This window comes from Lederbergia sp. NSJ-179, from assembly GCF_022867885.1.
In the GTDB taxonomy this organism is placed as follows: domain Bacteria; phylum Bacillota; class Bacilli; order Bacillales; family Bacillaceae_C; genus Lederbergia.
Genome location: NZ_JALIFP010000004.1, coordinates 49565 through 75779, shown reverse-complemented (window position 1 = coordinate 75779; position 26215 = coordinate 49565). Strand labels below are relative to the sequence as shown.

Genomic DNA, 26215 nt, shown 5'->3' with positions numbered 1-26215 from the left:
CAGGTTCAATGACCTATGCTTTCAAAAAAGGGATATTGTATAAAAAAGGGGGTCAATATCTCATGTTTATACTTTACCTGAAAATCATTTCACTACTGTTACAAACACATTAATTCAGTGTAACTTTTTAAATGACGGCTCGTTTAATTGACAGTCGCCAATTTATCTTTTAAGGTTTCAATGTAAATTTGCGCACTTTGCGCGGCAATACTGCCGTCCCCTGTGGCTGTTACGATTTGACGAAGCAGTTTATCACGTACATCGCCTGCTGCAAAAATTCCGGGGATCTTTGTTTCCATCTCCTCATTTGTTTCGATATATCCTTGCGAGTTTGTAATCCCTAAGTTTTCAAATGGCTTTGTTAGAGGATCCATCCCAATATAAATAAAGACACCATCTGTTTTAAAATTTCGTTCTTCGCCGGTCTCTGTTGAAACAAGTGTAACAGAACCAACTTTGCCATTTTCTTCGTTTACTTCTTTAACGGTATGATTCCAAATAAATTCAACTTTTTCATTTGCAAAGGCACGATCTTGAAGAATCTTTTGGGCACGTAATTCATCTCGCCGGTGGACAATCGTTACTTTACTTGCAAAACGAGTGAGGTAAACCCCTTCCTCAACAGCCGAATCTCCACCACCAACAACCACCAATTCTTTGTTTTTGAAAAAGGCACCATCACAAACCGCACAATAAGAAACACCACGGCCTGTTAATTCGGTTTCGCCCGGGATGCCAATTTTACGGTACTCGGCACCTGTCGTAATGATCACGGCACGTGCTTTATATTCTTTCTTACCAGCCTTCACTACTTTATAGGAATCTCTATCAATCACTTCTTTTATATCCCCATACGCATATTCAGCCCCGAACTTTTTCGCGTGGTCCATCATTTTTGTAGACAATTCAGGACCAAGAATATGATCAAATCCTGGATAATTTTCTACATCCTCTGTGTTTGCCATTTGACCACCTGGCACACCGCGTTCAATCATCAAAGTGGAGAGATTTGCTCTCGATGTATATACAGCCGCCGTCATTCCCGCCGGTCCTGCTCCGATAATAATCACATCATATATTTTTTCATCTGACATGTTGCACACTCCCTTTGTCATATTCAAAGAAGCTAAAATTTTTGTAGTAAAGCATTCTCTTTATAGAATATTAAACAAGATGAATTCCGTCTATATATATGCTCAATCCAAATGATCCTGAAGCAAGCGAACGTATTTTCTCAAGGTGGAAGTGGAAATCGAATACTCCGTTGCAATTTCTAATTGTGTTTTTTTATTATGTCGATTTTTTGACCAAATATACTCAATTGCCCCGGCCATCGCTAACGGATTCCGCATAGGAACTTGCCTCTGAAACATATTCAAAAAAGTTCGAAACCATAAAAGGAGTACGCTTCGTCTTTCCCATGCCTGCGCTTGATATTTTTCAAATAGAACCATAGCTGATTCATGTCCTTGTTTTATTTGTTCGTTAAAAGAAAAATCATGATGTAATTCTGTTTGTAAGATATAGGTTAAATATCTTTTTTCAAATAATGTAAATTCATTTAAATCCATTTTTTCCAACTGTTGATAAATCGCTGATTTCGAGGTCGATACCGATATTAAAAAAATACCATACAGTCTATTTTCGACATGTTCATTTTGCAGCCACTTCATGATCGTAATCACTTCATCATTTTCCAAATGTGTAATCGACTTTTCAGCTACCTTCCATGGCTCCCTTTCTGCCTGTAACGGATTTATCTCGATTAATTTTAACCAAGCATCATCGGCCACTTTTTGATTTCCGGTAAAATAGGCCGCCTTTGCTAACCAGTAATAATAAGCATAATCCCCTTCATAACCGTATTTTTGAAGATGACGCAGCCAATGGTAAGCTTGTTCATATTTACCGGCAAGGGCAAAGGTTGCCCCTAATTTATATCGATGTTCAAAGTGGATAGGTTGAACTTTGTGAAGAGCATCAAGTAGTTCCTCTAGTTCCTCATTTTTTTCCTCATAATAAAGGAAAACAGCTAAATTACAAAGAGCATGCAAATTACCTGGACTATTTTCTAAAACATTTTTCAGAACTTCAAATGCTTTTTTTGTTTTCCCTTCATAAAAATAAGCAAGTGCCAAATTATTATAAGCTGGCCAAAGTTCAGGATAATCTGACACAGTCTTTTCTAGTAATTCAATCGCTTTCGAAAAATGGCCTTCTTGTAATAACTCTCTTGCTTGATCAAGCTTATCAAACATTGCGTCTTGCTCTAAAAGTTCGGTGAAATTTTCCTCGTCCTCAATTCCAATTAAATCTAATAACTCCTTTGCCTCTTCAGAAAATTCACCGGTTTGATCTAGCTCAAGATAGAGATAGGCATTTTTATACGCTTCTGTAAACATGCCTAAGTGAGCAAAATTATTCGCCATGAAATAATAGCATTCTGTTAACTGTTCATCTAATTCCGTCAACACTTTTTTTAAAAGATGATTTGATTCTTCATATTCTCCTATTTCCGTAAGGACGATGGCTAATTGACAAGCTATAATCGGCTCCGAAGGTTCTAATTCCAAGGCTCTTTTTAAATATTTCCTCGCTTGTTGCATATCAAAACGATCGTAAGCCTTAATCCCTCTATTAAAATAGTATTCGCCAGTTGGGATGAAAGGGAATATTTTCGCTTTTTCTAGTTTTCCTTTCGAGTTGTTAGACATCAAGATCCTCCGTTGCTGTATTCCTTTGTCGCTTTTTGTAGTATATCATACGACACCCATGCTGACACTCTGCGAATCTTGGAAAATTTTTAACATTTATATCATTTTTTAGATATAAATGGCTAATGAAGGAAAATAAAACACCTATTTTTTAGGTGTTTTATCAAAATTTCCATATATTGGATCATCTTTCCAACGCTCTGCACATTCTTCCTTCGTATAAATTATTTTCATCGGGTTTCCCCCTACAAATGTTCCTTCAGCTACATCTTTATGGACAAGCGTACCGGCTGAAACAATCGCATGATCACCGATTTTAATTCCCGGTAAAATCGTTGTATTGGCTCCGATCATCACATGATCCCCAATTTCCACTTTACCCAGGCGGTATTCTTTAATTAAATATTCATGGGCTAGAATTGTCGTATTATAACCAATGACCGTATTTTTTCCAATCGTTATTTTTTCGGGAAACATTACATCCAACATGACCATCAATGCAAAAGATGTTTTGGTCCCGATTTTCATTTTCAAAAAACGTCGGTACATCCAATTTTTTAACGTCAAAAAAGGAGTATATCGAGCCATCTGGATAATAATAAAATTTTTTACAACCTTCCAGAAGGGAACCGTTTTATATACATGCCAAAGAGAATTTGCTCCCTTTACCGGAAAGCGTTCTGTTCGTCTCATTGAGGATGCACTCCGATAATAGGGAGTAAATCAGACATTTTATCCAGCATGTAATCGGGATGATAGCTTAGTAAATGGTCTTTCCCTTTTAATGACCAAGCAACCCCACAAGTTATAGTCCCTGCATTTTTGCCTCCTAAAATATCATGATAATTATCCCCAATCATCATCGTTTCTTCTGGCTTTGAGTCTAGTAAGGCCATTGCTTTATTCAAAGGTTCAGGATCTGGCTTTAGCTTTTCTACATCATCCATTGTAATGATAGCTTCAAAAAAAGGCTTTAAATTTGTCAACTCAAGTCCTTTCAGAACCGTATCTCTTTTCTTTGTCGAAACAATCGCCAATTTATAGCCATTTTCATGTAAAGTGCGAATCGTTTCAAACACCCCATCAAATTCTTTTACAAGTAAATCATGATGCTCGATATTATGTTTTCGATACACATCGACCATTTCTTCTGCTTTTTCGGGATCTAGCCCTTGAAAGACATCAAATAAGGAGGGTCCCATAAAAGGAAGTACATCTTCACGCTGAAACTCGCCTGGGAAATACTGCTCTAACGTGTGCAAATAAGAAGTGATGATCAATTCATTCGTATCAATTAATGTCCCATCAAGATCAAATAATAAGCTCGTTATTTTTTGTTGCATATCAATACCCTTTCCGCTATTTTCGTTGTTCTTAGTCTGAATCCTTATATTTTTGCTTTGCCAAACCTGTATACCGACGGTAAAACCATATGGCAATCGCAAGCAATATTAATACAAGCGATATCACCTGGGCCATTCTTACGGAGTCCAACATTAAGCTATCTGTACGCATTCCTTCAATGAAAAAGCGCCCAATCGAATACCAGATCATATAACTTAAAAAGAGTTCTCCACGCCGTAATGAGCTTTTTCTTAAAGCAAGCAGGATAATAAAGCCGATGATATTCCACACAGATTCGTATAGAAATGTAGGATGATAATATTCTCCATTTATGTACATTTGATCAATAATAAATTGTGGAAGGTGAAGGTTCTCTAAAAAAGCTCTTGATACAGCTTCCCCATGTGCTTCTTGGTTGATAAAATTTCCCCAGCGTCCGATCGCTTGTCCTAAGATAAGGCTGGGCGCCGCGACATCTGCGAGTTTCCAAAAAGATATTCCTTTTTTTCTAGAAAAGATGATCGCAGTTACAACGGCACCAATTAAAGCACCGTGAATCGCAATCCCGCCTTCCCAAATTTTAATGATTTGACCCGGATTTTGCGAATAAAAATCCCATTCAAAGATGACATAATAAATCCTTGCGCAAATGATTGAAATCGGAATCGCCCAAACTAACAAATCTGTAAACGTATCTTTAGGCAGTCCCCGTTTATCTGCCTCGCGCACCGCCAAAATAAGAGCCAGTGCGATCCCTACACCAATAATGATTCCATACCATCGAATCGAAAATGGCCCTAATTGGATCGCAACCGGATTAATTGGTTCTATACTCATCCACTCTCCTCCTCCATACTATTTCTTCTGTTCTTTTAAGGAAGCCCTCTTCACGTAATCATGTCATTGTCGCTTCCATTTTGAATCACTTCTGCAAGTCTTTCGGTGAATTGCTTTGCTGCATTCACCCCCATATTTTTCAAACGGAAGTTCATGGCTGCCACTTCAATAATAACAGCAAGATTTCGTCCCGGTCTTACAGGAATTGTTAGCTTAGGTAGTTCGGTATGAATAATCTTTACTTTATCCTCATCAAGGCCGACACGATCATAATGCTTTTGTTCATCCCAAAGCTCTAAATGAACGGATAGGGTAATTTTTTTGCTTGATCGAACCGCTCCTGCTCCAAATAAGGTCATCACATTAATAATGCCCAATCCACGAATTTCTAAAAGTTGCTTTAACAAAGGTGGTGGACTTCCCACAAGCATATTTTCTTCAATCTCACTAATTTCCACGCAGTCATCCGCGACAAGCTGGTGCCCTCGTTTAATTAAGGCTAAGGCGGTTTCGCTTTTACCAACACCGCTTTGGCCGGTTATTAACACACCTATTCCATAAATATCGACTAATACCCCATGAACCGCTGTGGTTGGAGCTAATTCACTCTCTAAATAATTTGTTAGCTTACTGGAAAATTGGGTCGTTTTCATCGGAGTCCGCAGCAAAGGGACACTATTTCGCTCCGCTGACTCTATTAGTTCTTTTGGTATATCTAATTGCCGTGAAATCACAATCGCTGGTGTTACATCATTACATAAAAGCTCCATTCGCTCTTTTCTTTCACTTTTTAATAATCTTCCACTAAAGTCAATTTCTGTTCTTCCTAATAGCTGCACACGTTCAGCAGGATAATAGTTGAAAAATCCTGCTAATTCTAAGGCTGGACGTGAAATATCCGTCGTTGTAATCGGTTTATGAACACCTTCTTCTCCACTAATTAGCTCCAAATCAAAACGCCTTAAGATATCTTCTGTCCGAACTTTGGCCAAATCCATCACTCCTTGCCATTAAGTCATTATTCTATGTTGAGTTTTCTAGACATCATTGTACTATTTTATCATTACAAACGGCAAAAAAACCACTATTCCATTTAAAATTAAAAAAGATGAACTCTTATTCGCAGAGTCCATCTAAAAATTTTTACCGCTGTTTTCTTGGTTCTATAATCGTTTTTTGGATAATGAGGTTGATCACAGCCATGATCACAGCAAGAAGTAAAGCCAATCCAAACCCGGAAATTTCAAACAAACTTCCCATCAAAGCATCTGTCATTAATAAGGTACAGGCATTAATCACAAATAAGAACAGCCCTAGAGTAAGAATGGTAACAGGTAAGGTGAATAGGATCAAAAGCGGCCTGACAAGCATATTCAATATAGACAAAATCACACTTGCGCCAATGGCCGCCCATATACTTGTTACTTCAACGCCTTCAAAATAACCTGCAAAAGCAAGGAAGAGAAGGGCGTTGACTAAAATCCCCATGCCCCATTTCATTTTACTGACCTGCTACTTCTCTGACATATACGGAACCTGTTTTCGTGTTTGCAAATAAATGGACCCTTCGCTCACCTGTACCAGAACGTTTAAACTTCACTTGCTTTTGAATTATTTCATTCTTTTCATGCATGATATCAATATCATTTAATTGGAGGTTGTAGTTCCCTACATTGGATTGCACGTCGCCATCAATCGCTATTCCTCTAGGTAAGGTAATATGAATATTCCCTGTTACAGATTTTGTTTCTATTACACCTGGGGCTTCATCTGTTAAAATACAATCAATATTCCCGTTTAAAGACTGTAACCCAAGATCTTTGTAAGTACCATCTACTTTAATGATGCCATTTACTGTTTCTGCCTCTACTTTTTCAATTTTGGATTCAGCTAGAATAACCTGACCATTTACTGTATCCAAATCCAGTTTTTCTCCATGAACATTCGTAAGCTCCACTTTCCCATTCGTCGTTTTAATGATGACAGTTTCTGCTTGTAGATTTGTTCCCCTTACTCCTCCATTGAAGACGCGAATCGAAAGTTTTTTATACGTTTTTTCCGGGATATACACAACCGAATCGACCTTCATCATTTTCGATCGCGTGCTAAAGATCAGCAAACCATTCTCATATTGAAACACGCTGTGATCGAGGAAATAATTTCTTGCCTCTTCACGATCCTCTGTACGGTAAATCTTTGCCTGACATTCAATCCTTATCTCTGGCTGATCCCAAGTCTTTATTCTTACTGGACCATTCGCAACATCTATATCGATACGATCAATATGTTCACCGGACTGTTGAAAGGTATGAGGAATTTCGACCGTTTGATTAAATTGAAAATCAAGATCCTTCATTTTATTAAAGGCGTTTTGAACAAAATCAAATAATCGTTCACCGGCATTTTCTAGTTGAGAATAGATGCTATCCGCCGAATCCATCGATTCTTTATCCGCTGTCTTATTTGTATCCTTTTTCTGTTCAGAATCCTTATTGCCATCTGATTGGAAAGGCTGTTCGGACTGTACTGGGGTGTTTTCCTCCTCCAACTTTTGCTTAGTCGGTGAAGGCTCCTTCACTGCCTCTTCCTCAAGGGCTTCTAGCAAAATAATCGCTTCTTGGGCTGAGAGCTTTCCATTTTGTACCAATTCAAGTATTCGTTTCTTTTCCTGGTTCACGTCAGCTTCCTCCTTTTTAGTTCTAACAGGTTTTACGAATATGAGGCATCGTAGGTTTCAAAAAGGGCGAAATCCCCTAAGAAAAAATGACAGGTCTGTTTACTGAGCTTGTTCTACTAATTCCTGACGCGCGATTTTCTGTTTCATTCGTTCCTTATCACGTTTTAAAATTGGTTTTAAGTAATGTCCTGTGTAAGAATCGGCTGTTTTTGCCACCTTTTCTGGAGTTCCTTTCGTCACAATTGTTCCACCTTTATCGCCGCCTTCTGGACCTAAATCAATTAAATAATCGGCCGTTTTAATCACATCTAAATTATGTTCAATGACTAAAACTGTGTCACCATTATCCACAAGCCTCTGCAGCACTCCTAATAAACGGGCAATATCATCTACATGCAAGCCAGTTGTTGGTTCATCTAAAATATATAAAGAACGCCCATTTGAGCGACGATGCAGCTCCGAGGCAAGCTTGACACGTTGGGCTTCTCCTCCAGATAAGGTCGTGGCAGGCTGCCCCAATTTCATATACCCGAGGCCCACATCAACAATCGTTTGCAGTTTACGTTTGATTTTAGGAATATTCGCAAAGAAATCCAGTCCATCTTCAATTGTCATGTCCAAAATGTCGGCAATGTTTTTCCCTTTATATTTTACTTCCAATGTTTCCCTGTTATACCTGCTGCCATGACAAACTTCGCAAGGAACATAGACATCAGGAAGAAAATGCATTTCGATTTTAATAATGCCGTCCCCTTTACAAGCCTCACACCGTCCACCTTTTACATTAAAGCTGAAACGTCCCTTTTTATAACCACGGACCTTTGCTTCATTTGTTGTCGCAAAAACATCGCGAATATCATCAAATACCCCTGTGTAGGTAGCCGGGTTTGATCTAGGTGTTCTCCCAATCGGTGATTGGTCAATATCGATAACTTTTTCCAAATGCTCGATCCCTTTGATCTCTTTGTGAGCTCCTGGTTTTGTCTTTGCTCTATGGAGTTTTTGTGCCAAGGTCTTATAAAGAACTTCATTGACTAAAGTACTTTTTCCAGAACCTGAGACACCTGTCACGGCAATAAATAAACCAAGGGGAAGCTTCACCTGAACATTTTTTAAATTATTTTCTTTCGCTCCCTTGATTTCAAGGTAGCGGCCATCTGGCTTGCGGCGTTCAACTGGTAAGGGAATAAACTTTTTCCCTGATAAATATTGACCTGTTAACGAAGCTTCATTTTCAGCTACTTGTTTAGGGGTCCCTAAGGCAACCACTTCTCCTCCATGTACCCCAGCACCCGGGCCGATATCGATCAAATAATCAGCCGCCAGCATCGTATCTTCATCATGCTCCACTACGATTAAAGTATTACCAATATCCCTCATATTTTTTAATGTATGAATCAAGCGATCATTATCTCGTTGATGAAGACCGATGGAAGGCTCATCTAAAATATAGAGAACACCTGTCAGTCTGGAGCCAATTTGGGTGGCTAAGCGGATACGTTGCGCTTCACCGCCCGATAATGTCCCTGCCGCCCGACTCAAAGTTAAATACTCTAAACCGACATTGACGAGAAAGCCTAGTCTTTCTCCGATTTCACGTAAAATTAATTTAGCAATTTGCATATCTTTTTCAGATAAAACCAATTGCTGAAAAAATTGGTCCGCTTCATTCACGGATAGTTCCGTAACTTCACTAATATGATGGCCGGCAATTTTAACGGCTAAGCTTTCATCCTTGAGCCGATGACCTTTACAACGGGGACATGGTTGCTGGGCCATGTATTTTTCCATTTGTTCCCGGATATAATCGGAGCTTGTTTCCCGATAGCGCCGTTCCACATTACGCAGCACACCTTCAAAACGAACGCGACTTTCCCGAACTTGCCCAAAATCATTTTGATAGCGAAAAACTAGCTCTTCTCCTGGAGAGCCGTGGAGAATGATGTTTAAATCTTCTTTTGGAAGATCTTTTATCGGTGTATCCATATCGATATGAAAATGCTGACACACGGTTTTTAAAAGCTGTGGATAATACTGGGAACTAACCGGGATCCACGGGACAATCGCATTCTCATTCAGGGTTAAAGATTGATCTGGAATAACAAGCTCAGGATCCACCTCTAATGTAGAGCCAAGCCCATCACAGGCAGGACAGGCGCCATAAGGGCTGTTGAAAGAAAACATCCTTGGTTCCAATTTATCAATCGAAAACCCACATTCCGGACAGGCATGGTTTTCGCTGAAAAGCAATTCTTCTTCCCCGATTACATCGATAATCACTTTTCCTTCTCCTAAGCCAAGAGCGGTCTCCAATGAATCCGCCAGCCTCGTTTCAACCCCTTCTTTCACAACGATCCGGTCAATCATCACTTCAATTGAGTGCTTTTTATTTTTTTCAAGTTTAATCTCGTCTGCTAGGTCCTCGACTTCTCCATCTACTCGAACGCGGACATATCCTTGTTTCTTACAATTTTCCAGCACCTTCGCATGTGTCCCTTTACGGCCAGAAACGAGCGGAGCTAAAACTTGTAATCTTGTTCGTTCAGGATAGCTCATAATCCGGTCCACCATTTGTTCAATTGTTTGGGAACTGATTTCAATCCCATGGACAGGACAAATCGGTTTTCCCACTCGTGCAAAAAGTAAGCGAAGATAATCATAAATTTCCGTTACCGTACCGACTGTTGAACGGGGATTTCTACTTGTTGTCTTTTGATCAATCGAAATAGCTGGAGAAAGTCCCTCAATCGCATCGACATCCGGTTTATCCATTTGGCCTAAAAATTGTCGTGCATAAGCGGAAAGGGACTCTACATATCTTCGTTGTCCTTCCGCATAAATCGTGTCAAAGGCTAAGGAAGATTTCCCTGAACCTGACAGACCCGTCACAACAACAAGCTTATCTCGAGGAATGGTGACATCGATGTTTTTTAAGTTATGGGCTCTTGCCCCTTGAATGATTATTTGATCTTGTGCCATGAGTCTCTCATCCTTCCGCTTTCAATTCCAATATGGCATCTCGTAATTGAGCTGCTCGTTCAAAATCAAGTGCCTTAGCCGCTTCTTTCATTTCTAATTCCATTGTATCGATAAATTCTTCTCTTTCCTTTTTGGTCATTTTTTTAGCTGTATATTCGGTAGGATCTTCGGCTGCCACCGTCGCACGAATCACGTCGCGAATATCCTTCTGAATCGTCATTGGAGTAATCCCATGCTTTTGATTATATTCCTCCTGAATCGTGCGCCTCCGTTCTGTTTCTTGGATTGCCTTTTCCATTGAATCGGTTATCCGATCGGCATACATAATGACATGGCCGTCAGCATTTCTGGCTGCCCGCCCAACCGTCTGAATAAGCGAACGTTCTGAGCGCAAAAAACCTTCTTTATCTGCATCTAATATCGCAACTAGGGAAACTTCTGGGATATCAAGTCCTTCTCTTAGTAGATTAATGCCTACCAATACATCAAAAGTTCCCATCCGTAAGTCCCGGATAATTTCGATTCGCTCTAATGTTTTAATTTCAGAATGTAAATACTGCACTTTAATACCGATTTCTTTCAGATAATCCGTTAAATCCTCAGACATTTTTTTCGTTAATGTTGTGACAAGCACTCGTTCATTACGTTCTACCCGTAAATTAATTTCGCTAATCAAGTCATCGATTTGCCCCTCAATTGGCCGCACAGCAATTTTTGGATCCAATAACCCGGTTGGACGAATAATTTGTTCGACCATTTTTGGAGTGTGTTCTAATTCAAATGGTCCTGGAGTGGCAGATACAAATACGATTTGGTTAATATGCTCTTCAAATTCGTCGAATGTTAAAGGGCGATTATCCAAAGCAGACGGCAAACGAAAGCCATGATCGACTAACACTTGTTTTCTTGCCCTATCCCCGTTATACATCCCGCGAATTTGCGGAAGTGTCACATGAGATTCATCGACAACAATTTGAAAATCATCAGGAAAATAATCAAGTAAGGTATACGGTGTTGCTCCCGCAGGTCGTAAGGTTAAATGGCGAGAGTAATTTTCAATCCCAGAACAAAAACCCATTTCCCGCATCATTTCCAGATCATATCTTGTCCGCTGTTCTAACCGTTGGGCTTCCAATAATTGGTCATTTTCCTTTAATTCAGCTAACCGCTCTTCCAATTCTTTTTCAATATTGGCAATCGCTATCTTCATTTTGTCTTCTCCAGTAACGAAGTGAGAAGCCGGGAAAACGGCGGCATGCTCACGATCGCCAAGGACCTCACCCGTTAATACATCTACTTCCCGAATCCGATCAATTTCGTCCCCAAAAAACTCGATGCGAATACAATGTTCATCACGCGATACGGGGAAAATTTCAACAACATCCCCGCGCACACGAAAAGTCCCTCTGTGAAAATCAATATCATTTCTCGCATATTGAATATCTACTAAACGACGCAATAGCTGGTTCCGTTCAATCTCCATCCCTGTCCGCATTGACAAAACATGGTCACGATATTCAGATGGCGATCCTAAACCATAAATACAGGAAACACTGGCAATGATAATAACATCTTTTCGCTCAAATAAAGACGATGTAGCGGAGTGACGCAGCTTATCAATTTCATCATTAATACTCGCATCTTTTTCGATGTATGTGTCAGTTTGGGGAACATAGGCCTCTGGTTGATAATAATCATAGTAGCTAACAAAATATTCGACCGCATTATTCGGGAAAAACTCTTTAAACTCACTATACAATTGTCCAGCAAGTGTTTTATTATGGGCAATCACAAGTGTCGGCTTATTTACCTGCTGAATCATATTGGATATAGTAAAAGTCTTCCCAGTTCCTGTCGCTCCTAGTAATGTTTGGTATTTTTTTCGACGATGAATTCCTTCGACAAGTTGTTCGATTGCCTTAGGTTGATCACCTGATGGCTTATATTTTGAAACGAGCTCAAATGTATTCTCCAACATAGCAGCCTCCCAACTAGCATTCTTACTCTATATCAACTCGTTGTAGATTCTTTTTCCATGCTTTTCATTTTACCACAACTGTATAGTGAATAACCAGAGAAAAGAGAACGTATTTTCGACTTTTTTTAAAAAAAGAAAAACAGGACCTTTTTTCGGGCCTGCTTCTAGTCTTTTTCCTTTATGGAGGAGCGCTGCGTCTTTTTCTTCTTTACTATCCGATCTGTTATATACAGTCCAACTGTTAAAGATGCCGCTTCAATTGCAATAAGTCCCCAACCGTCAATATAGCCTTTATAGGCAGAAACAATAATTAATGCTAACGTTAATACAAAACCAACGCTTCGTCTATATGTCACTCTTGTAAAAAGGATCATCAATATGGCCGGAAAAAAAATAGCAGACAGAATTTTATCCATTGGCTTATCCACTCCACTTTCAAACTTCCCCTTTAGTTTTTCTCATCTGCAAAGAAAAAGCAAGTTTTATGTTAGGTGGAGATTTTAAAAAACTCGATGAAGTCTTGTTACTGGCTTATGAAGCATACGCCTTAGCCAAATTCCCCCATAATATATTGTTTTGTTTTTTCCTTTTGTGGATTGGAAAATAAGGCTTTAGTATCCGAGTATTCCACGATTTCTCCATTCAAAAAAAAGGCCGTATGGTCGGAAATCCGAGCTGCTTGCTGCATATTATGAGTGACAATGACGATCGTATACTTTTCTTTTAGAGAGATGATCAGTTTCTCTAACTTCTTCGTTGAAATGGGATCTAATGCGGAGGTTGGTTCATCCATTAAAAGGATGTCCGGTTGAACGGCTAAGGCCCGGGCAATGACTAAACGTTGTTGTTGCCCCCCAGATAAACGGGTTGCCGGTTGATCCAATTGATCTTTTACCTCCTCCCATAAAGCAGCCGCACGTAAACTCGATTCAACGATCCGATTCATAGCCTGCTTATCCTTTTTTCCGTGTATTCTTAAACCATAAGCAATATTATCGTAAATGGAAAGCGGAAAGGGATTCGCTTGTTGAAAAACCATACCTACTCTTTTCCTTAACTCTACCACATCTGTCAAAGGAGAGGTAATCGCCAAATCGTCTATAAAAATTTCTCCTTCTGTTCTTGTATGGGGAATAAAATCATTCATACGATTTAATGTTCGGAGAAAGGTTGATTTTCCACAGCCTGAAGGACCGATTAGCGCTGTGATTTTATTTTTAGAGATTTCCAGATTCACATTTTTTAAAGCGTGAAAATCCCCATAATAAAAATGAAGATCTTTCGTTTGTATCGCTGCTGATTGAGTACTGATTGGATGTATATTCATCATGAGATTCCCTCCCTTTTTTAACCGAAATTTCCTGTGACATAACCTTTTGTACGCTCATCTTTAGGCTGAGAAAAAAGCTGCTGGGTTGGTCCATATTCGACCATTTCTCCCATTAAGAAAAAGGCCGTAAAATCAGAAATTCGGGCTGCTTGCTGCATGTTATGGGTCACGATGATCATTGTATATTCCTTTTTTAAGTCATTAAGTAACTCCTCAATTTTCCTTGTCGAAATAGGATCAAGGGCGGAAGCAGGTTCATCTAACAATAGAACTTGCGGTTTCATCGCGATTGCCCGGGCAATACAAAGACGTTGTTGTTGTCCGCCAGAGAGGCTAAGGGCAGATGAATGAAGCTTATCTTTGACCTCGTCCCATAATGCCGCTTTTCGTAACGAGGTTTCAACGATTTCGTCTAACAAGCGTTTCTTTTTCACTCCGTGACGAGCAGGACCAAAGGCAATATTATCGTAGATGGATTTAACAAAAGGGGTTGGTTTTTGAAACACCATCCCGATTTGTTTTCGTAATTCAAATACATTCACTTGAGGATCATAAATATCAATCCCCCGATAGGCAATCTTTCCCTTTACTTGACAATGATTGATTTCGTCATTCATCCGATTGAGAGAACGTAAAAAGGTTGATTTCCCGCAGCCTGACGGACCAATTAATGCCGTGATCGCTTGATGTGGAAAGGTCAAACTAATATTTTGAATAGCTGGTTTCGTGCCGTAGGAAACATGGACCCCTTCTGTTTCTAAAATCGAACGAGCCGGAAAGAGAATGAGATGGTTAGATGTTGCCGGTTGTTCCACATGCACCCTTTCTTTTGCTATGGCCATGTAAATACTCCTTTCTATGTTGTTGTCATTCTTTTATAGACGAAATGTCCGACCCATCGTGCTAGTATGTTAAATACAAATATAGCAATTAATAATAGGGCTGAAGCTCCACTAGAAATAGCTGCGGCATCTGGCATAATCCCTTCTCCATTTATTTTCCAAATATGAACAGCCAATGTTTCTGCTGGCCTTAATGGGTGGAGGGGGGAAGTAGGTGAAAATGGATTCCAATTCGAAAAGTCAAGTGCGGGAGAACTCATCCCTGCCGTATAAATTAACGCTGCTGCCTCACCAAACACTCGGCCTGCTACTAAAATAACGCCTGTGATCATCCCGGGTAGAGCGGCTGGCAAAATAACCATAGTGATCGTTTCCCAACGAGAAACACCTAAAGCCAATCCAGCTTCCCTTTGTTGTTGTGACACGGATTTGAGTGAATCCTCCACAACTCGAACCATCAAAGGCAAATTAAAGACAGATAAGACCAAAGCACCTGAAAGAATGGAAAAACCCCATCCCATATAGATTACAAAGAACAAAAAACCGAACAAACCAACTACAATCGATGGAAGAGATGAAAGTACTTCAATCATTGTTCGTAGAATATCTGTAAACTTATTGGTCGGTGCATATTCCGATAGATAAATCCCCGCCCCTAAAGAGATTGGAATGGTGATCACCATTGTTAAGAATAAAAGATAAAAAGAATTAAATAATTGTGGTCCAATCCCGCCACCAGCTTGAAAGATCTGCGGTGGGGAAGTAATGAAATTCCAACTAAGTTTCGGAATTCCTTGGAAAAATAGATAACCAATCATACTGAGAAGCAGGCCTATAATGAAAAAGGCAATCCCATAAAATAGGATGGTTGCGATTCGATCCGCTCGTTTCGCTGTCATACTGACGGATTCCTCCTTCCTAATCGCCGAATAATGAAAATAAATAGGAAAGACATAAACATGAGTACTAAAGCCAAGGACCATAAGGCATTATTCTCTGTTTGACCTAATACGGTATACCCCATTCCCATCGTTAAAATGCTCGTTAATGTAGAGGCAGGCTCCAGAAGAGAGGTAGGCATGACAGGTGAATTTCCGATCACCATTTGAACGGCTAATGCCTCTCCAAAAGCACGCGCCATCCCAAAAATCATCGCTGTTAATAAACCTGTTCTGGCTGTTTTTAAAAGTACACGATAAATCGTTTGCCAGCGTGTTGCTCCTAATGCATAGGAGGCTTCCCGCAAGGACTTTGGAACAGAGGCGAGAGCGTCAACCGACAAACTTGTCATCGTTGGCAAAATCATGATGGATAAAACGATCGTTCCAGCCGCAATTCCAAATCCACTGCCTGAAAAGGTTTCTCTTAAAAACGGCACAACAATCGAAAGACCGATAAATCCATAGACAACCGATGGAATACCCACAAGTAACTCCAGAACTGGTTGTAGGATTCTTTTACCCCATTTCGGGGAAATTTCTGTCATAAAAACGGCGGCCCCAACCGCAATCGGTGTACAAAAGAAGGCTGATAAGATGGTCACTGTAAATGATCCTGTGATCATCGGCAAAGCGCCAATGATCGGTCTCCCTATTTCACTTACTGTACCAGGGTTCCACTTTTTCCCGAATAAAAACTCTAGTATGCCCCCTTGGTTAAATAAGAAGATAGCGAGTCCTTTTGAGATGACAAGCGATAGAATTAAAATGGTAAGAATTAGGGTAAGTCCTACTGTTAAAAGGGTAAGCCCCTTCCCCATTTTCTCCAACCGCTGTTTCTTGTTCGGTTGCCTGATGTCGATTAGTCCGTCATTTTCTAGTTGTGACAAGTCGAACACTCCTTTATCATAAAACCCATTCTCTCAAACAATGAAAAAGAGGTAATGTCCTAGTCGTTTTTTACCCCTCTCTCGATGCTTTTCTATTTTAAACATTACAATTCACTTAATTCTCCGTTTGCTCCTCGATCTACTTTCATGTTTGTGACAGGAAGATAACCCATTTTTGGTAGTAAAGTAGTTTGGACTTCTTTTGAAAGAATGTAATCTATGAACTCTTTTGTAACGCCTGTTGCTTCTCCATTCGTATACATATGTTGGTAAGCCCAAACTTTCCAATCATTTGTCGCCACTTGTTTATCGGTTGGTTCTCCCCCATCGATTTTTAAAGCAGTGACGGAATCGTCAATATAGGAAAAGGCTAGATAGCTAATTGCCCCAGGAGTTTCACTTACGATATTTCGTACCGTACCGGAAGAATCTTGTTCCTGTGCTTCCATTGCTTCTTGTCCATTTAAAGCAAACTTTTCAAAAGTTGCCCGCGTTCCAGAACCTTTTGGACGGTTGATAACAACAATTTCTTGATCCGTTCCTCCAAGCTCTTTCCAATTCTTTATCTTTCCTGTAAATATATCGATTAATTCAGCTTGTGTGATATCTTGAACACCAACTTTTGCATGGACAACTGGGGCCATACCGACAACGGCCACTTTATAGTCGTCTAATTGCTCTGCCGGAATTCCTTCCTTTTCTTCCGCAAATACATCAGAGTTGCCGATATCCACTGCGCCTTCACTAATTTTACTTAATCCTGTGCCACTCCCGCCCCCTTGTACATTCACAACAACTTTGGGGTGTTTTTGCATAAATTGTTGAGCAGCGGCTTCAATTAAAGGTTGCATCGCACTTGAACCAACAACTGTAATCGATCCTGTTAGCTCCTCGTTATTTGAAGACACTTCCTTATTCGCTTCTTTACCTGCTTCTTTAGAACCTGCCTGTGTATTACCACATGCTGTTAAGAGGAGCGCGAATAAAAACATACATCCAGTTATCGCCAACCACTTCTTTTTCATGAATATGAGCCACCTTTTTTTTATATTGCAATCATCGATTGCTTATCTATACAATAAACGATTGATTTTAAGCCCCTATAAAAAGAATGTGAAGAATATGTAAAGCTTTGATTGAACTTTGTAAAGAAAAATGTCGGGACAGCGTAAGAGTGCGAGGTTCAGCAATTCATCCCAGAAGTTCAGCAATTCACCTCGGAAGTTCAGCAATTCACTTCGGAAGTTCAGCAATTCACCTCAGAAGTTCAGCAATTCACTTCGGAAGTTCAGCAATCCACCTCGGAAGTTCAGCAATTCACCTCAGAAGTTCAGCAATTCACTTCGGAAGTTCAGCAATCCACCTCGGAAGTTCAGCAATTCACCTCAGAAGTTCAGCAATTCACTTCGGAAGTTCAGCAATCCACCTCGGAAGTTCAGCAATTCACCTCAGAAGTTCAGCAATTCACTTCGGAAGTTCAGCAAAAGATACACACAGATTGCCAAAAAACCCGCTTCCTCTTGGGAGCGGGTTTTTTCGATTAATTTTTCTCTTGATATTTCGGCAATGTCACGGTAAAGGTTGTTCCTTTTGCCTCTTCACTTTTTACTTCAATTTTCCCATGGTGGGATTCGATTAAATGTTTTACAATGGCTAGGCCCAGACCAGTTCCTCCGGAGCGACGGGAGCGAGCCTTTTCTACGCGATAAAACCGTTCAAATATTCGTGGAAGCTCTGAAGAGGGAATTCCAATTCCTGTATCAGCTATACTAAGTTTTATTTGATTGGCTTCCTCCCATAATGTAACAACAATTTTTCCTCCTTCTGGTGTGTAGGCGATCGCATTGGAAAGGAGATTTAACACAATTTGTTGGATTCTGTCCTTCTCCCCCTCGATCCATATTTCGCCCTGTTCAGGTAGCATAAGGGTTAATTTTTTCTTATCGGCTTCCTTTTGAATCGTGTTGGCTACATGCCAGACTGCTTCCGTTATATTCATTTGTTCTAATTTTAAGGGAATATGATGTTGTTCGATTCTAGATAAATATAAAAGCTCACTGATTAATCGATGGAGTCGCTCACTTTCCCGATAAATAATGCTAAGAAATTCGCGACAGAGTTCCTCATCATACATGGCCCCATCTAATAAGGTCTCGGCGAAACCTTTCACAGAGGTAACAGGAGTCTTTAATTCATGAGAGACGTTCGCAACGAAATCTCTTCTCATATTTTCCAGTCTGTGCACCTCTGTCACATCATGCAGAACGGCGATCATTCCCTTCAATTCATGCTTTTCACGGACATAAGGCGCAAGATGAACATCCATAATCCGCTCTTTTGGATAATAAAAAGTGATTTCCTCTCTTATCTCCTTCCCCGTTTTTAAACACTCTTTCATCAAGGAATTAAATTCCAAATTTTGACTAACGTCCATATACATTTTTCCTATGAAGGCTTGTGGTTCTTCCCCCATAAATTGCGCCATCGCTTTATTGGCCAATAAAATTCTCCCCTGCATATCGACTAATAAAACACCACTTGTCATATTGGTTAATACACCTGAGAGCTGCTGCTCATTCTCTTGAATGGTTTCCATTTGCGTTTTTAGGCTTGAGGCGAGCATATTAATAGCTGTGGCTAATTGCCCTAATTCACCTTTCGGCTGTAGATTTACCCGAGCGGAAAAGTCCTTCTCCTTTAACCTTTCTGAAACACCAATCATTTCTTCAATCGGTTTGGAAATACTTTTTGCTAATCTCATTCCAATTAAACCAGTGAGCAGAAAAACAGAAAGTAGGGATATACTAATGCTTAACCATAATTTACGTAATGCCAAATCAATTTTCTGAAGAGAATAAGCCACCCTGATGACACCTTGTGGCTGATCCTTTTCCATAATGGGGACTGTCACATACATCATATGAAAACCAAGCGTTTTACTATAACGAATCGATATCCCTGATGAAGCTTGTCCTTGAAGTACCTTCTTTACTTCCGGCCTGTTTGCATGATTTTCCATCTCCGTAGGAGAATCTTCTGAATCAGCTAACACATTTCCTTTTTGATCTAAAATCGTCAGTCTTGATTGAATCGATTCAGCTAATAGGTTCATTTCTTCCTGAAGGTCTGTAGGAGAGATAAGTAGATCCTCTCTTTCAATCACATTTAAGACTAATTTTGCTGTTTGGAGTAAATGCGATTCTTTTAAATCATAATATGTATCTTTCATCATTCTTGATAAAAAGAAGCCGGAAAGCACTAATAATATAGATATCAAAACTAAAAAGGATAAGGTAATCCGGGCCCATAATTTATGAATCATCACGGCTGCCCCAGCTTATAGCCGAATCCTCTTACCGTCTTAATATACAGTGGTTGTTTCGTATCTTTTTCGATTTTTTCCCGTAAATGGCTAATATGAACATCCACAATGCGAGAATCCCCCACAAATTCATAATTCCAAACAGCGTCAAGCAATTGGTGACGATTGAGTACCTTGCCTTGGTGGTTAGCTAAATATAACAGCAATTCAAATTCCTTTGGTGTTAAATCGAGCTTCTTCCCCGAAAGCTCTGCCTCATATTGTTCAGGGAAAATCACAAGATCACCGATTCTCAGAGCATCCTCTTGTTTAGATGTTTCGGAAGACTCATTCATTTGTGACCGTCTTAATATCGCCTTTACTCTCGCAATCACTTCACGTGGACTAAATGGCTTTGTTAAATAATCATCCGCCCCAAGTTCAAGTCCCAAGACTTTATCAAATTCATCATCCTTCGCTGTCAGCATTAATATCGGGGTTTTCAGTTTTTCTTGTCGAATGGTTTTACAAACGTCCATGCCATCCATTCCGGGAAGCATTAAATCGAGAATAATTAAGCTTGGCTTCTCTTCCATCGCTTTCTTTAGTCCGCTGTTTCCATCTCCTGCCGTAATAACAGAAAATCCTGCTTTTTCTAAATTAAACTGTAATAAAGTCACAATGGAAGGCTCATCATCAATCACAAGCACTTTTTCCATGCCGTCTGTCCTCCTTATTAAGAAAAGCGTAAGCGCCTTGGAATAGGGAAGAACGGCTAAAGACGCGACAACAACGCCGTCCTGACCTGCATCCTGTGGGCCCCCGACAAGCAAATGTTCCTGAAACTAGGGAGGGTGATCTTTCTCTTCATAGGTTCAGGGTTATTTAGTGGAACATCGTCTACGGACACCACGTCAATGCCACGCCGATGGACTCGCATCCTGCGAGCCTCTTCTCGGGGCTAGGCGCTAGATCTAGATCTTAGTTATTCTTTAAAAAAAGAGCGCCTCATGTTGAATCGGAGACAGCTCTATTTTGACACTATGATTTTAATGTACGTTTTTCGAGCAAAACTGTCAAACTTATTAACGTAACAAGCACAGTTGCTCCCATATCGGAAAGAATCGCAATCCATAGTGTTAGTAATCCCGGGATCGTTAATAAGAGGGCAATTAATTTTAAGCCAAGAGCCAAGAAAATATTGACTTTAATAATTGTATTTACTTTTTTTCCAATTTTTATGGCAAAAGGAAGCTTACCTAAATGATCTTGCATCAGAACCACATCCGCTGTTTCGATCGCACTATCGGTTCCTTTTCCCATGGCAATCCCTAAATCCGCGGTTGCAAGCGCTGGAGCATCATTAATGCCATCCCCGACCATGGCGGTTGTTCCTTCGTTTGTTAATTCCTTAATTTTATCCACCTTTTGATCTGGTAATAATTCAGCTTGATAATCTGTTAATCCAATTGCCGCAGCTACTTTTTCAGCGGTTTTTGGGTGGTCTCCTGTTAACATCGTCGTTTTCTTAATGCCTGCCTTGTGCAGCTCTTCCACAATTTCTTTACTTTCCGGGCGTATTTCATCCGCAATCCCAAATAGGCCTAAGACCTTTTCATAATTGGAAACGGCCACTAATGTAAATCCCTCATTTTTTAAGGCGGCTACATCCTTTTGGGTAGCCGATGTTATGGCCCTAGCCGGAATACTTTTTTCATTCCCTAGGGTATATGTCAAGCCATTAATGACGGCCTCCACCCCTTGCCCCGCAATCGTTTCAATGAAAGAAGGTACCGGGATATCCACATTATATTCCTCCACTTTTTTCATCACCGCTTTTGCTAACGGATGGGAAGAATTTCTCTCAATGGCACCTGCGATTGGTAAAAAGGACTCCTCCTCGTAAATAACCATTTTCTCGACATGAGGTTCCCCTTTTGTTAATGTACCGGTTTTATCGAAGGCAATTATGTCTATTTTCCCCAATTGCTCTAGAAACACTCCTCCTTTTATTAAAATGCCATGGCGAGCATTTCGAGCAATCCCAGAAATTAAGGCGATTGGAGAGGAAATAATTAACGCACAAGGACAGCCAACAATTAGGACAGCAAGACCTTGATAAAACCAATCTCCCCAATGGCCACCGAATAGTGGCGGCACAAGCATGACAATCGCCGCAATGATCATAATCGCTGGTGTATAATATTTGGCAAAATGATTAATGAATTTTTCGGTTGGCGTTTTCGTCTCCTGCGCTTCCTCGACAAGATGGAGAATTTTAGCTAAAGAAGAATCTTTATACGGTTTCGTTATTTCTACTCGTAAAATCCCTTCATTATTAAGGCTTCCGCCAAAGACTGACTCTCCTCCTTCTTTTTCGACAGGCATGGATTCACCGGTAATCGCCGCTTCATTCACGGAGCTTTTCCCCTCTATTACGATCCCATCAGAAGGAATTTTCGAGCCGGATTTGACGAGGACCACATCTCCCACTTGTAAGGCAGAAATTGGAACAACCTCTTCTCCTTTCCCGGAAATACGAATGGCTTCTTTCGGAGCAATCTCTAATAAAGTCTCCATCGATTTGCGAGCCTTCTGCATCCCAAGCCCTTCTAAATATTCATTCATCCCGAACAGGATCGCAACTAATGTCCCTTCCTTCCATTCGCCGATTGCAAAGGCTCCAATTAAGGCGATGGTCATCAATGTATCGATATTAAATTTTAATTTCAAAATATTTTTTGCACCTTTTATAAATGTTGTGTACCCGCTAAGGGTGGCTGACGTTACATATAGAATCACAGCGATCCATTCACTTCCTGTATGCTCCACAACAATCGCACACAGAAATAATAGAGCAGATAGCCCAATCAAAAGCAGTAAATGGCGAACAGAACTATGAGCGTGATCATGTTCATTAACAGAGCGATCCGCCTCATCCCTCACAAGTGATGCCCCATCCCCCGCCAAGATTTTTTCCACTTTCGGTAAAGAGATCTGGTCAGAAACGATTAATTTACTTGAATTAAATAAAAGCTTTGCATCTTGACCATTTTCCAATTTTTGAATGTCCTCTTCCATTTCTTTTGCACAATTGGCGCAAGAAAGTCCTTTCAATTTGTATTCCGCCAATTTCCCCACCTCATTCTTACTTTTATGTATGTCTAGCATGATCAATGGTTTGTTCCAATACATTCATGACGTGTTCATCATCATGCGAATAATAAAAAGTGGTACCTTCCCGCCGATATTTGACAAGGCGTAGATTTTTCAAAAATCGTAATTGATGAGAGACGGTTGATTGTAGAAGTGATAACTTTTCTGCAATTTGATTCACGGAACATTCCTGCTCTGATAAAAGATGTAAAATGCGAATTCGCGTTGGTTCAGATAAAGCTTTAAATGTTTGTGAGACGATAAAAAGCGTTTCCTCATCTAGTTCATCATGCATAGACGGCTGATTTGGTTGTTTTTCCATATTTTTTCTCCCTCATTCTTTATATGTATATGTGTTCATATATTAACTCCATTATATTCCTTATACGATATTTGTCAACTTTTTTCAGTAAAAGTTCTTTCTTTTTAGTTTTCATAAGAGGAGTTATGGTTGTCCAATTGAAAATAGGAAAGAGATTTGCTATATTGGTATTGTGTCAATTTGCATTGGCGTTTTGATCTCCATAAAATTCAAGAGATATTCTCATACAAGATAAAGGTGGTTTTTATATGTCCTACGTTATTACTGCACCATGTATTGGTGAAAAATTCGGGGAATGCGTTGAAGTTTGCCCTGTTGACTGTATTATTGAGGGGGACGAGATGTTTTTTATCGATCCTGACCTTTGTATAGACTGTGGAGCTTGCCAAGCCGTTTGTCCGGTGGAAGCAATCTACCACGAGGAAGATATTCTTCCAGAAGATGAAAAATACTTCGAAAAAGCAAAGGAATTCTTTGCTGCTTCGGAATAAAGTTTTAAGTATGTCAAAAAGGTGAACATGCAAAAGTTCACCTTTTTTCTATCGTCCAGCTTTAGCGTTTTTGCCCCTGTGCAACAATATAGCCAATTTTATCCGCATATTCCATTAACAAAAGGCTTTGCTCTGCTAATATTTGTTCCACCTGTTCACTGTAAACGACTTTCCCGATATTATCCAAAAATTTTTCTTCATCCTCATCCTCTTGTAGTTCATCAGACATCCTACTATCTTTTTTAACGGCGTGGACTTCTCCTTTCGCTAAAGCATCTTGGTAATGAAATGTCATTCCTTTTTTCACCCCTTTTTGAAGTTAATTTAAATTAGATTATGTCAAAGAATCCTAATCGTTACGGTTCATTATTTCCGCAAAATGTCTAAGTTGTTTGTCCATTCAAAATAAATGAATTACACATAAGGTAATAAAGGATGGAATTATCTTATGTGGGAGGTGCTTAGCAAATGTCAGTTGATCGATATTATCATGCTTGTAGAGGAGGCATTGGCCGACCTGTGATGATTAAAACTCGGGAGGGGAGGGTTCACCGCGGAATTATCGACCGTGTCACTCCCAATAGAGTGTATCTCCGCCCTTTAGGTAGATCCAATTATGGTGGATATGGATATGGTTGGGGCTGGGGCTGGGGTTTTGGCTGGGGAATTGCATTGGGAGCGATTGCTACCTTAGCTTTCATACCTTTCTTCTAAAGTTGAAGCAAAAGAGGTTGTTCTAAAAGATCCTCATGACTCTTTTAGAACAACCTCTTTTATATCAGGTCTCTGTCTTAACCGTACAATGATCCTCTTCTTGCAAATACGAATGAGCATTGGCAATTTCGACCAAATCAATCACCCCCTTTATTTTCCGTCATTTTAACATACCCCTATGAGGTATATAGGGCAATTGTTTTGATTTTTTAACTCGCCCATGTTTTCGCCTATACATATCCCCCATACATGAATAGGATAGAGCGAATCGGTTTATTAGAAAGGAGGAAGGACATGTCTCAAGAAAAAAAACCAAAAGAAATTCATGTGGAAAATTTAGTGATTCATGCAAAAAATGTGGAAATTAATGAGGATCGAAAGGATAGGGGTCCTCAAAGGGATCCGTGGGGTTTCTTTTGGGGGAGATCAGCAGAAGCTGAAGAAGAGGTTGTCGAAGAGAATCCTGATGAGCAATAGTATGGAGAGGGTGGATGTGATGCATTCACCCTCTTCATATTATTTATTATTTTGCCGTAACAGTAGCATCAGCACAGTGATCAGAATAAAGGCGATAAGCGCTAGAAACGGAATCGTGATAAATCCAAGCCAATTAATATATTGGCCACTACAGGACACTCCACCCACACACGGCTTGACAGGAGCTAAACCGGGAACTTTCTGAATTAAATAATGATAAAAAGAAATACAGCCTCCGATGATTGAAAGAGGTAAAACGTATTTTTTAATCTTTTTATTCTGATCAAAAGCGGCAATCCCGATGATGATCACTAAGGGATACATCAGAATTCTTTGATACCAGCACAACTCACAGGGAATAAAACCTTTGATTTCACTAAAATAGAGACTCCCTAGTGTGGCAATAAGAGATACAATCCAGGCAAAGTAAAGAATATAGTCCTGAAAGGTTGATTTGGTATTTTGCATCCTATTTCAATCCTTTTTCAATTAAATTTGAAATGGCTTCATAGTCAAATGGATCTTTCACTAGCACACCGTTCACAATTACAGATGGAGTCGATTCAATGTTATGTTTCTGCACCAATTGTTCATCAATGCTCACTTCAGCCTTTGTCCCCTGTTCTTCAATATCTTTTTCAAGCTGATCCAAATCAATATTTGGGACCGTTTCTTTGGCAATTTCCAATAATTTTTCCGTTGTGACCCATTTTTCATCATGTTGTTGGGTAGCCGGTTGTGCCTGATAAAGCCCTTCGTGAAAATCCCAGAATGCCTCAGGATCTTGTTTAAAGACTGATTCAGAAGCTAACGCCGCTCGGAATGATTCATCTCCATGAAAAAGGACATTTACATAAGATAATTTTACATCACCGTTTTTAATATAATCTTTTTCAAGCTGTGGAAAAACCCTTTCTGTCCAAGCTTTACATCCCGGGCATTTGTAATCTCCAAATTCTACAATTGAAACAGGAGCATCCTCCATTCCCAATGTTGGTTGATTTTCAATATTTGGTTGTTCCACTTGAACATTTTCTTGATCCGATTGGTTTATCTTTTTGGTCAGGATAACGATTGCGGCGACTGCCACAACGACCACTATTATCGTAATAATCATTAGCTTTTTGTTATTCATAGGACACATCTCCAGGTATTTTTTCTTAAACTAAATTTTCTTTTGTTTATCCTATCATCCCCCTGGAAGGTATGTAAACCGTTATTAGCT

At 39.8% G+C, this 26215-nt stretch carries 26 protein-coding genes; 3 read left to right on the top strand and 23 right to left on the bottom strand.

The genetic code is table 11. From position 1 onward, the window contains the following. Positions 1–143: 143 nt before the first annotated feature. From trxB to MUB24_RS04570, 20 genes are all read right to left on the bottom strand, one after another. A complete protein-coding gene (gene trxB / locus MUB24_RS04665) occupies positions 144–1094 on the bottom strand; it encodes a thioredoxin-disulfide reductase (protein WP_244701892.1) in 951 nt (316 codons plus the stop codon). Between the two features lie 102 nt (positions 1095–1196). Next, positions 1197–2714: a tetratricopeptide repeat protein gene (locus MUB24_RS04660; RefSeq protein ID WP_244701889.1), complete on the bottom strand. Its 1518-nt coding sequence runs from the start codon at positions 2712–2714 to the stop codon at positions 1197–1199. A 144-nt stretch (positions 2715–2858) separates the two neighbouring features. Beyond that, positions 2859–3407, bottom strand: coding sequence for an acyltransferase (locus tag MUB24_RS04655; RefSeq protein WP_244701886.1), 549 nt, complete (start codon positions 3405–3407; stop codon positions 2859–2861). After that, positions 3404–4057 carry a pyrophosphatase PpaX gene (gene ppaX / locus MUB24_RS04650; RefSeq protein ID WP_244701884.1) on the bottom strand — a complete coding sequence of 218 codons (654 nt, stop codon included), beginning with the start codon at positions 4055–4057 and terminating at the stop codon, positions 3404–3406. The genes MUB24_RS04655 and ppaX overlap by 4 nt, the downstream gene beginning before the upstream one ends. 31 nt (positions 4058–4088) lie before the next feature. Then, complete coding sequence (gene lgt / locus MUB24_RS04645; RefSeq protein ID WP_244701881.1) at positions 4089–4895, bottom strand: prolipoprotein diacylglyceryl transferase; 807 nt, start codon at positions 4893–4895, stop codon at positions 4089–4091. Positions 4896–4945: 50 nt separating this feature from the next. Then, positions 4946–5887 (bottom strand): HPr(Ser) kinase/phosphatase, encoded by a 942-nt coding sequence (gene hprK, locus MUB24_RS04640; RefSeq protein ID WP_244701879.1) that lies wholly within the window; start codon positions 5885–5887, stop codon positions 4946–4948. Between the two features lie 151 nt (positions 5888–6038). Continuing rightward, the gene (locus tag MUB24_RS04635) at positions 6039–6395 is read right to left on the bottom strand and encodes a phage holin family protein (protein WP_244701876.1); all 357 of its coding nucleotides are present in this window, start codon (positions 6393–6395) and stop codon (positions 6039–6041) included. A 1-nt stretch (position 6396) separates the two neighbouring features. Then, positions 6397–7572 carry a DUF4097 family beta strand repeat-containing protein gene (locus tag MUB24_RS04630; protein ID WP_244701874.1) on the bottom strand — a complete coding sequence of 392 codons (1176 nt, stop codon included), beginning with the start codon at positions 7570–7572 and terminating at the stop codon, positions 6397–6399. A gap of 99 nt (positions 7573–7671) precedes the next feature. Continuing rightward, the gene (uvrA, locus tag MUB24_RS04625; protein ID WP_244701871.1) at positions 7672–10551 is read right to left on the bottom strand and encodes an excinuclease ABC subunit UvrA; all 2880 of its coding nucleotides are present in this window, start codon (positions 10549–10551) and stop codon (positions 7672–7674) included. Between the two features lie 7 nt (positions 10552–10558). After that, positions 10559–12526, bottom strand: coding sequence for an excinuclease ABC subunit UvrB (uvrB, locus tag MUB24_RS04620; RefSeq protein WP_244701868.1), 1968 nt, complete (start codon positions 12524–12526; stop codon positions 10559–10561). A 167-nt stretch (positions 12527–12693) separates the two neighbouring features. Continuing rightward, positions 12694–12945 (bottom strand): CsbA family protein, encoded by a 252-nt coding sequence (locus MUB24_RS04615; RefSeq protein ID WP_244701865.1) that lies wholly within the window; start codon positions 12943–12945, stop codon positions 12694–12696. A 131-nt stretch (positions 12946–13076) separates the two neighbouring features. Next, entirely contained in the window at positions 13077–13841 is a 765-nt protein-coding gene (gene pstB / locus MUB24_RS04610; protein WP_313898424.1) for a phosphate ABC transporter ATP-binding protein PstB, read from the bottom strand. A gap of 35 nt (positions 13842–13876) precedes the next feature. Continuing rightward, positions 13877–14701 (bottom strand): phosphate ABC transporter ATP-binding protein PstB, encoded by an 825-nt coding sequence (gene pstB, locus MUB24_RS04605; protein WP_244701861.1) that lies wholly within the window; start codon positions 14699–14701, stop codon positions 13877–13879. A gap of 14 nt (positions 14702–14715) precedes the next feature. Next, complete coding sequence (gene pstA / locus MUB24_RS04600) at positions 14716–15600, bottom strand: phosphate ABC transporter permease PstA (protein ID WP_244701859.1); 885 nt, start codon at positions 15598–15600, stop codon at positions 14716–14718. Next, positions 15597–16460, bottom strand: coding sequence for a phosphate ABC transporter permease subunit PstC (pstC, locus tag MUB24_RS04595; protein ID WP_244702075.1), 864 nt, complete (start codon positions 16458–16460; stop codon positions 15597–15599). The genes pstA and pstC overlap by 4 nt, the downstream gene beginning before the upstream one ends. 173 nt (positions 16461–16633) lie before the next feature. Beyond that, positions 16634–17554 (bottom strand): phosphate ABC transporter substrate-binding protein, encoded by a 921-nt coding sequence (locus tag MUB24_RS04590; RefSeq protein WP_244701857.1) that lies wholly within the window; start codon positions 17552–17554, stop codon positions 16634–16636. A 515-nt stretch (positions 17555–18069) separates the two neighbouring features. Beyond that, on the bottom strand, positions 18070–19851 hold the full coding sequence (gene pnpS, locus MUB24_RS04585; protein WP_244701855.1) for a two-component system histidine kinase PnpS: 1782 nt from the start codon (positions 19849–19851) through the stop codon (positions 18070–18072). Then, positions 19851–20549: a response regulator transcription factor gene (locus MUB24_RS04580; protein ID WP_244701853.1), complete on the bottom strand. Its 699-nt coding sequence runs from the start codon at positions 20547–20549 to the stop codon at positions 19851–19853. The genes pnpS and MUB24_RS04580 overlap by 1 nt, the downstream gene beginning before the upstream one ends. Positions 20550–20871: 322 nt before the next feature. Then, positions 20872–22962, bottom strand: coding sequence for a heavy metal translocating P-type ATPase (locus MUB24_RS04575; RefSeq protein WP_244701851.1), 2091 nt, complete (start codon positions 22960–22962; stop codon positions 20872–20874). Between the two features lie 22 nt (positions 22963–22984). After that, positions 22985–23308, bottom strand: coding sequence for an ArsR/SmtB family transcription factor (locus MUB24_RS04570; protein WP_244701848.1), 324 nt, complete (start codon positions 23306–23308; stop codon positions 22985–22987). Between the two features lie 248 nt (positions 23309–23556). Between MUB24_RS04570 and MUB24_RS04565 the strand changes: the two genes are divergently transcribed. Continuing rightward, the gene (locus MUB24_RS04565; RefSeq protein ID WP_244701845.1) at positions 23557–23799 is read left to right on the top strand and encodes a ferredoxin family protein; all 243 of its coding nucleotides are present in this window, start codon (positions 23557–23559) and stop codon (positions 23797–23799) included. 61 nt (positions 23800–23860) lie between these two features. On the opposite strand, the gene MUB24_RS04560 is transcribed toward MUB24_RS04565, so the two are convergent. Next, on the bottom strand, positions 23861–24094 hold the full coding sequence (locus MUB24_RS04560) for a hypothetical protein (RefSeq protein ID WP_244701842.1): 234 nt from the start codon (positions 24092–24094) through the stop codon (positions 23861–23863). Positions 24095–24267: 173 nt separating this feature from the next. Between MUB24_RS04560 and MUB24_RS04555 the strand changes: the two genes are divergently transcribed. Beyond that, the gene (locus MUB24_RS04555) at positions 24268–24513 is read left to right on the top strand and encodes a hypothetical protein (RefSeq protein WP_244701839.1); all 246 of its coding nucleotides are present in this window, start codon (positions 24268–24270) and stop codon (positions 24511–24513) included. A gap of 294 nt (positions 24514–24807) precedes the next feature. After that, positions 24808–24990, top strand: a complete 183-nt coding sequence (locus MUB24_RS04550) for a hypothetical protein (protein WP_244701837.1) — start codon at positions 24808–24810, stop codon at positions 24988–24990. Between the two features lie 39 nt (positions 24991–25029). Here the strand turns inward: MUB24_RS04550 and MUB24_RS04545 are convergent, their stop codons facing one another. Continuing rightward, complete coding sequence (locus tag MUB24_RS04545) at positions 25030–25458, bottom strand: disulfide oxidoreductase (RefSeq protein WP_244701834.1); 429 nt, start codon at positions 25456–25458, stop codon at positions 25030–25032. A gap of 1 nt (position 25459) precedes the next feature. Further along, the gene (locus MUB24_RS04540) at positions 25460–26125 is read right to left on the bottom strand and encodes a DsbA family protein (protein WP_244701832.1); all 666 of its coding nucleotides are present in this window, start codon (positions 26123–26125) and stop codon (positions 25460–25462) included. Positions 26126–26215: the final 90 nt, after the last annotated feature.

Coding starts and splice junctions, on each gene's coding strand:
- trxB (WP_244701892.1), bottom strand. CDS start 1,094: ATGTCAGATGAAAAAATATATGATGTGATTATTATCGGAGCAGGACCG.
- MUB24_RS04660 (WP_244701889.1), bottom strand. CDS start 2,714: ATGTCTAACAACTCGAAAGGAAAACTAGAAAAAGCGAAAATATTCCCT.
- MUB24_RS04655 (WP_244701886.1), bottom strand. CDS start 3,407: ATGAGACGAACAGAACGCTTTCCGGTAAAGGGAGCAAATTCTCTTTGG.
- ppaX (WP_244701884.1), bottom strand. CDS start 4,057: ATGCAACAAAAAATAACGAGCTTATTATTTGATCTTGATGGGACATTA.
- lgt (WP_244701881.1), bottom strand. CDS start 4,895: ATGAGTATAGAACCAATTAATCCGGTTGCGATCCAATTAGGGCCATTT.
- MUB24_RS04635 (WP_244701876.1), bottom strand. CDS start 6,395: ATGAAATGGGGCATGGGGATTTTAGTCAACGCCCTTCTCTTCCTTGCT.
- uvrA (WP_244701871.1), bottom strand. CDS start 10,551: ATGGCACAAGATCAAATAATCATTCAAGGGGCAAGAGCCCATAACTTA.
- MUB24_RS04615 (WP_244701865.1), bottom strand. CDS start 12,945: ATGGATAAAATTCTGTCTGCTATTTTTTTTCCGGCCATATTGATGATC.
- pstB (WP_244701861.1), bottom strand. CDS start 14,701: ATGGCCATAGCAAAAGAAAGGGTGCATGTGGAACAACCGGCAACATCT.
- pstA (WP_244701859.1), bottom strand. CDS start 15,600: ATGACAGCGAAACGAGCGGATCGAATCGCAACCATCCTATTTTATGGG.
- pstC (WP_244702075.1), bottom strand. CDS start 16,460: ATGGGGAAGGGGCTTACCCTTTTAACAGTAGGACTTACCCTAATTCTT.
- MUB24_RS04590 (WP_244701857.1), bottom strand. CDS start 17,554: ATGAAAAAGAAGTGGTTGGCGATAACTGGATGTATGTTTTTATTCGCG.
- pnpS (WP_244701855.1), bottom strand. CDS start 19,851: ATGATTCATAAATTATGGGCCCGGATTACCTTATCCTTTTTAGTTTTG.
- MUB24_RS04580 (WP_244701853.1), bottom strand. CDS start 20,549: ATGGAAAAAGTGCTTGTGATTGATGATGAGCCTTCCATTGTGACTTTA.
- MUB24_RS04570 (WP_244701848.1), bottom strand. CDS start 23,308: ATGGAAAAACAACCAAATCAGCCGTCTATGCATGATGAACTAGATGAG.
- MUB24_RS04565 (WP_244701845.1), top strand. CDS start 23,557: ATGTCCTACGTTATTACTGCACCATGTATTGGTGAAAAATTCGGGGAA.
- MUB24_RS04560 (WP_244701842.1), bottom strand. CDS start 24,094: ATGACATTTCATTACCAAGATGCTTTAGCGAAAGGAGAAGTCCACGCC.
- MUB24_RS04555 (WP_244701839.1), top strand. CDS start 24,268: ATGTCAGTTGATCGATATTATCATGCTTGTAGAGGAGGCATTGGCCGA.
- MUB24_RS04550 (WP_244701837.1), top strand. CDS start 24,808: ATGTCTCAAGAAAAAAAACCAAAAGAAATTCATGTGGAAAATTTAGTG.
- MUB24_RS04545 (WP_244701834.1), bottom strand. CDS start 25,458: ATGCAAAATACCAAATCAACCTTTCAGGACTATATTCTTTACTTTGCC.
- MUB24_RS04540 (WP_244701832.1), bottom strand. CDS start 26,125: ATGAATAACAAAAAGCTAATGATTATTACGATAATAGTGGTCGTTGTG.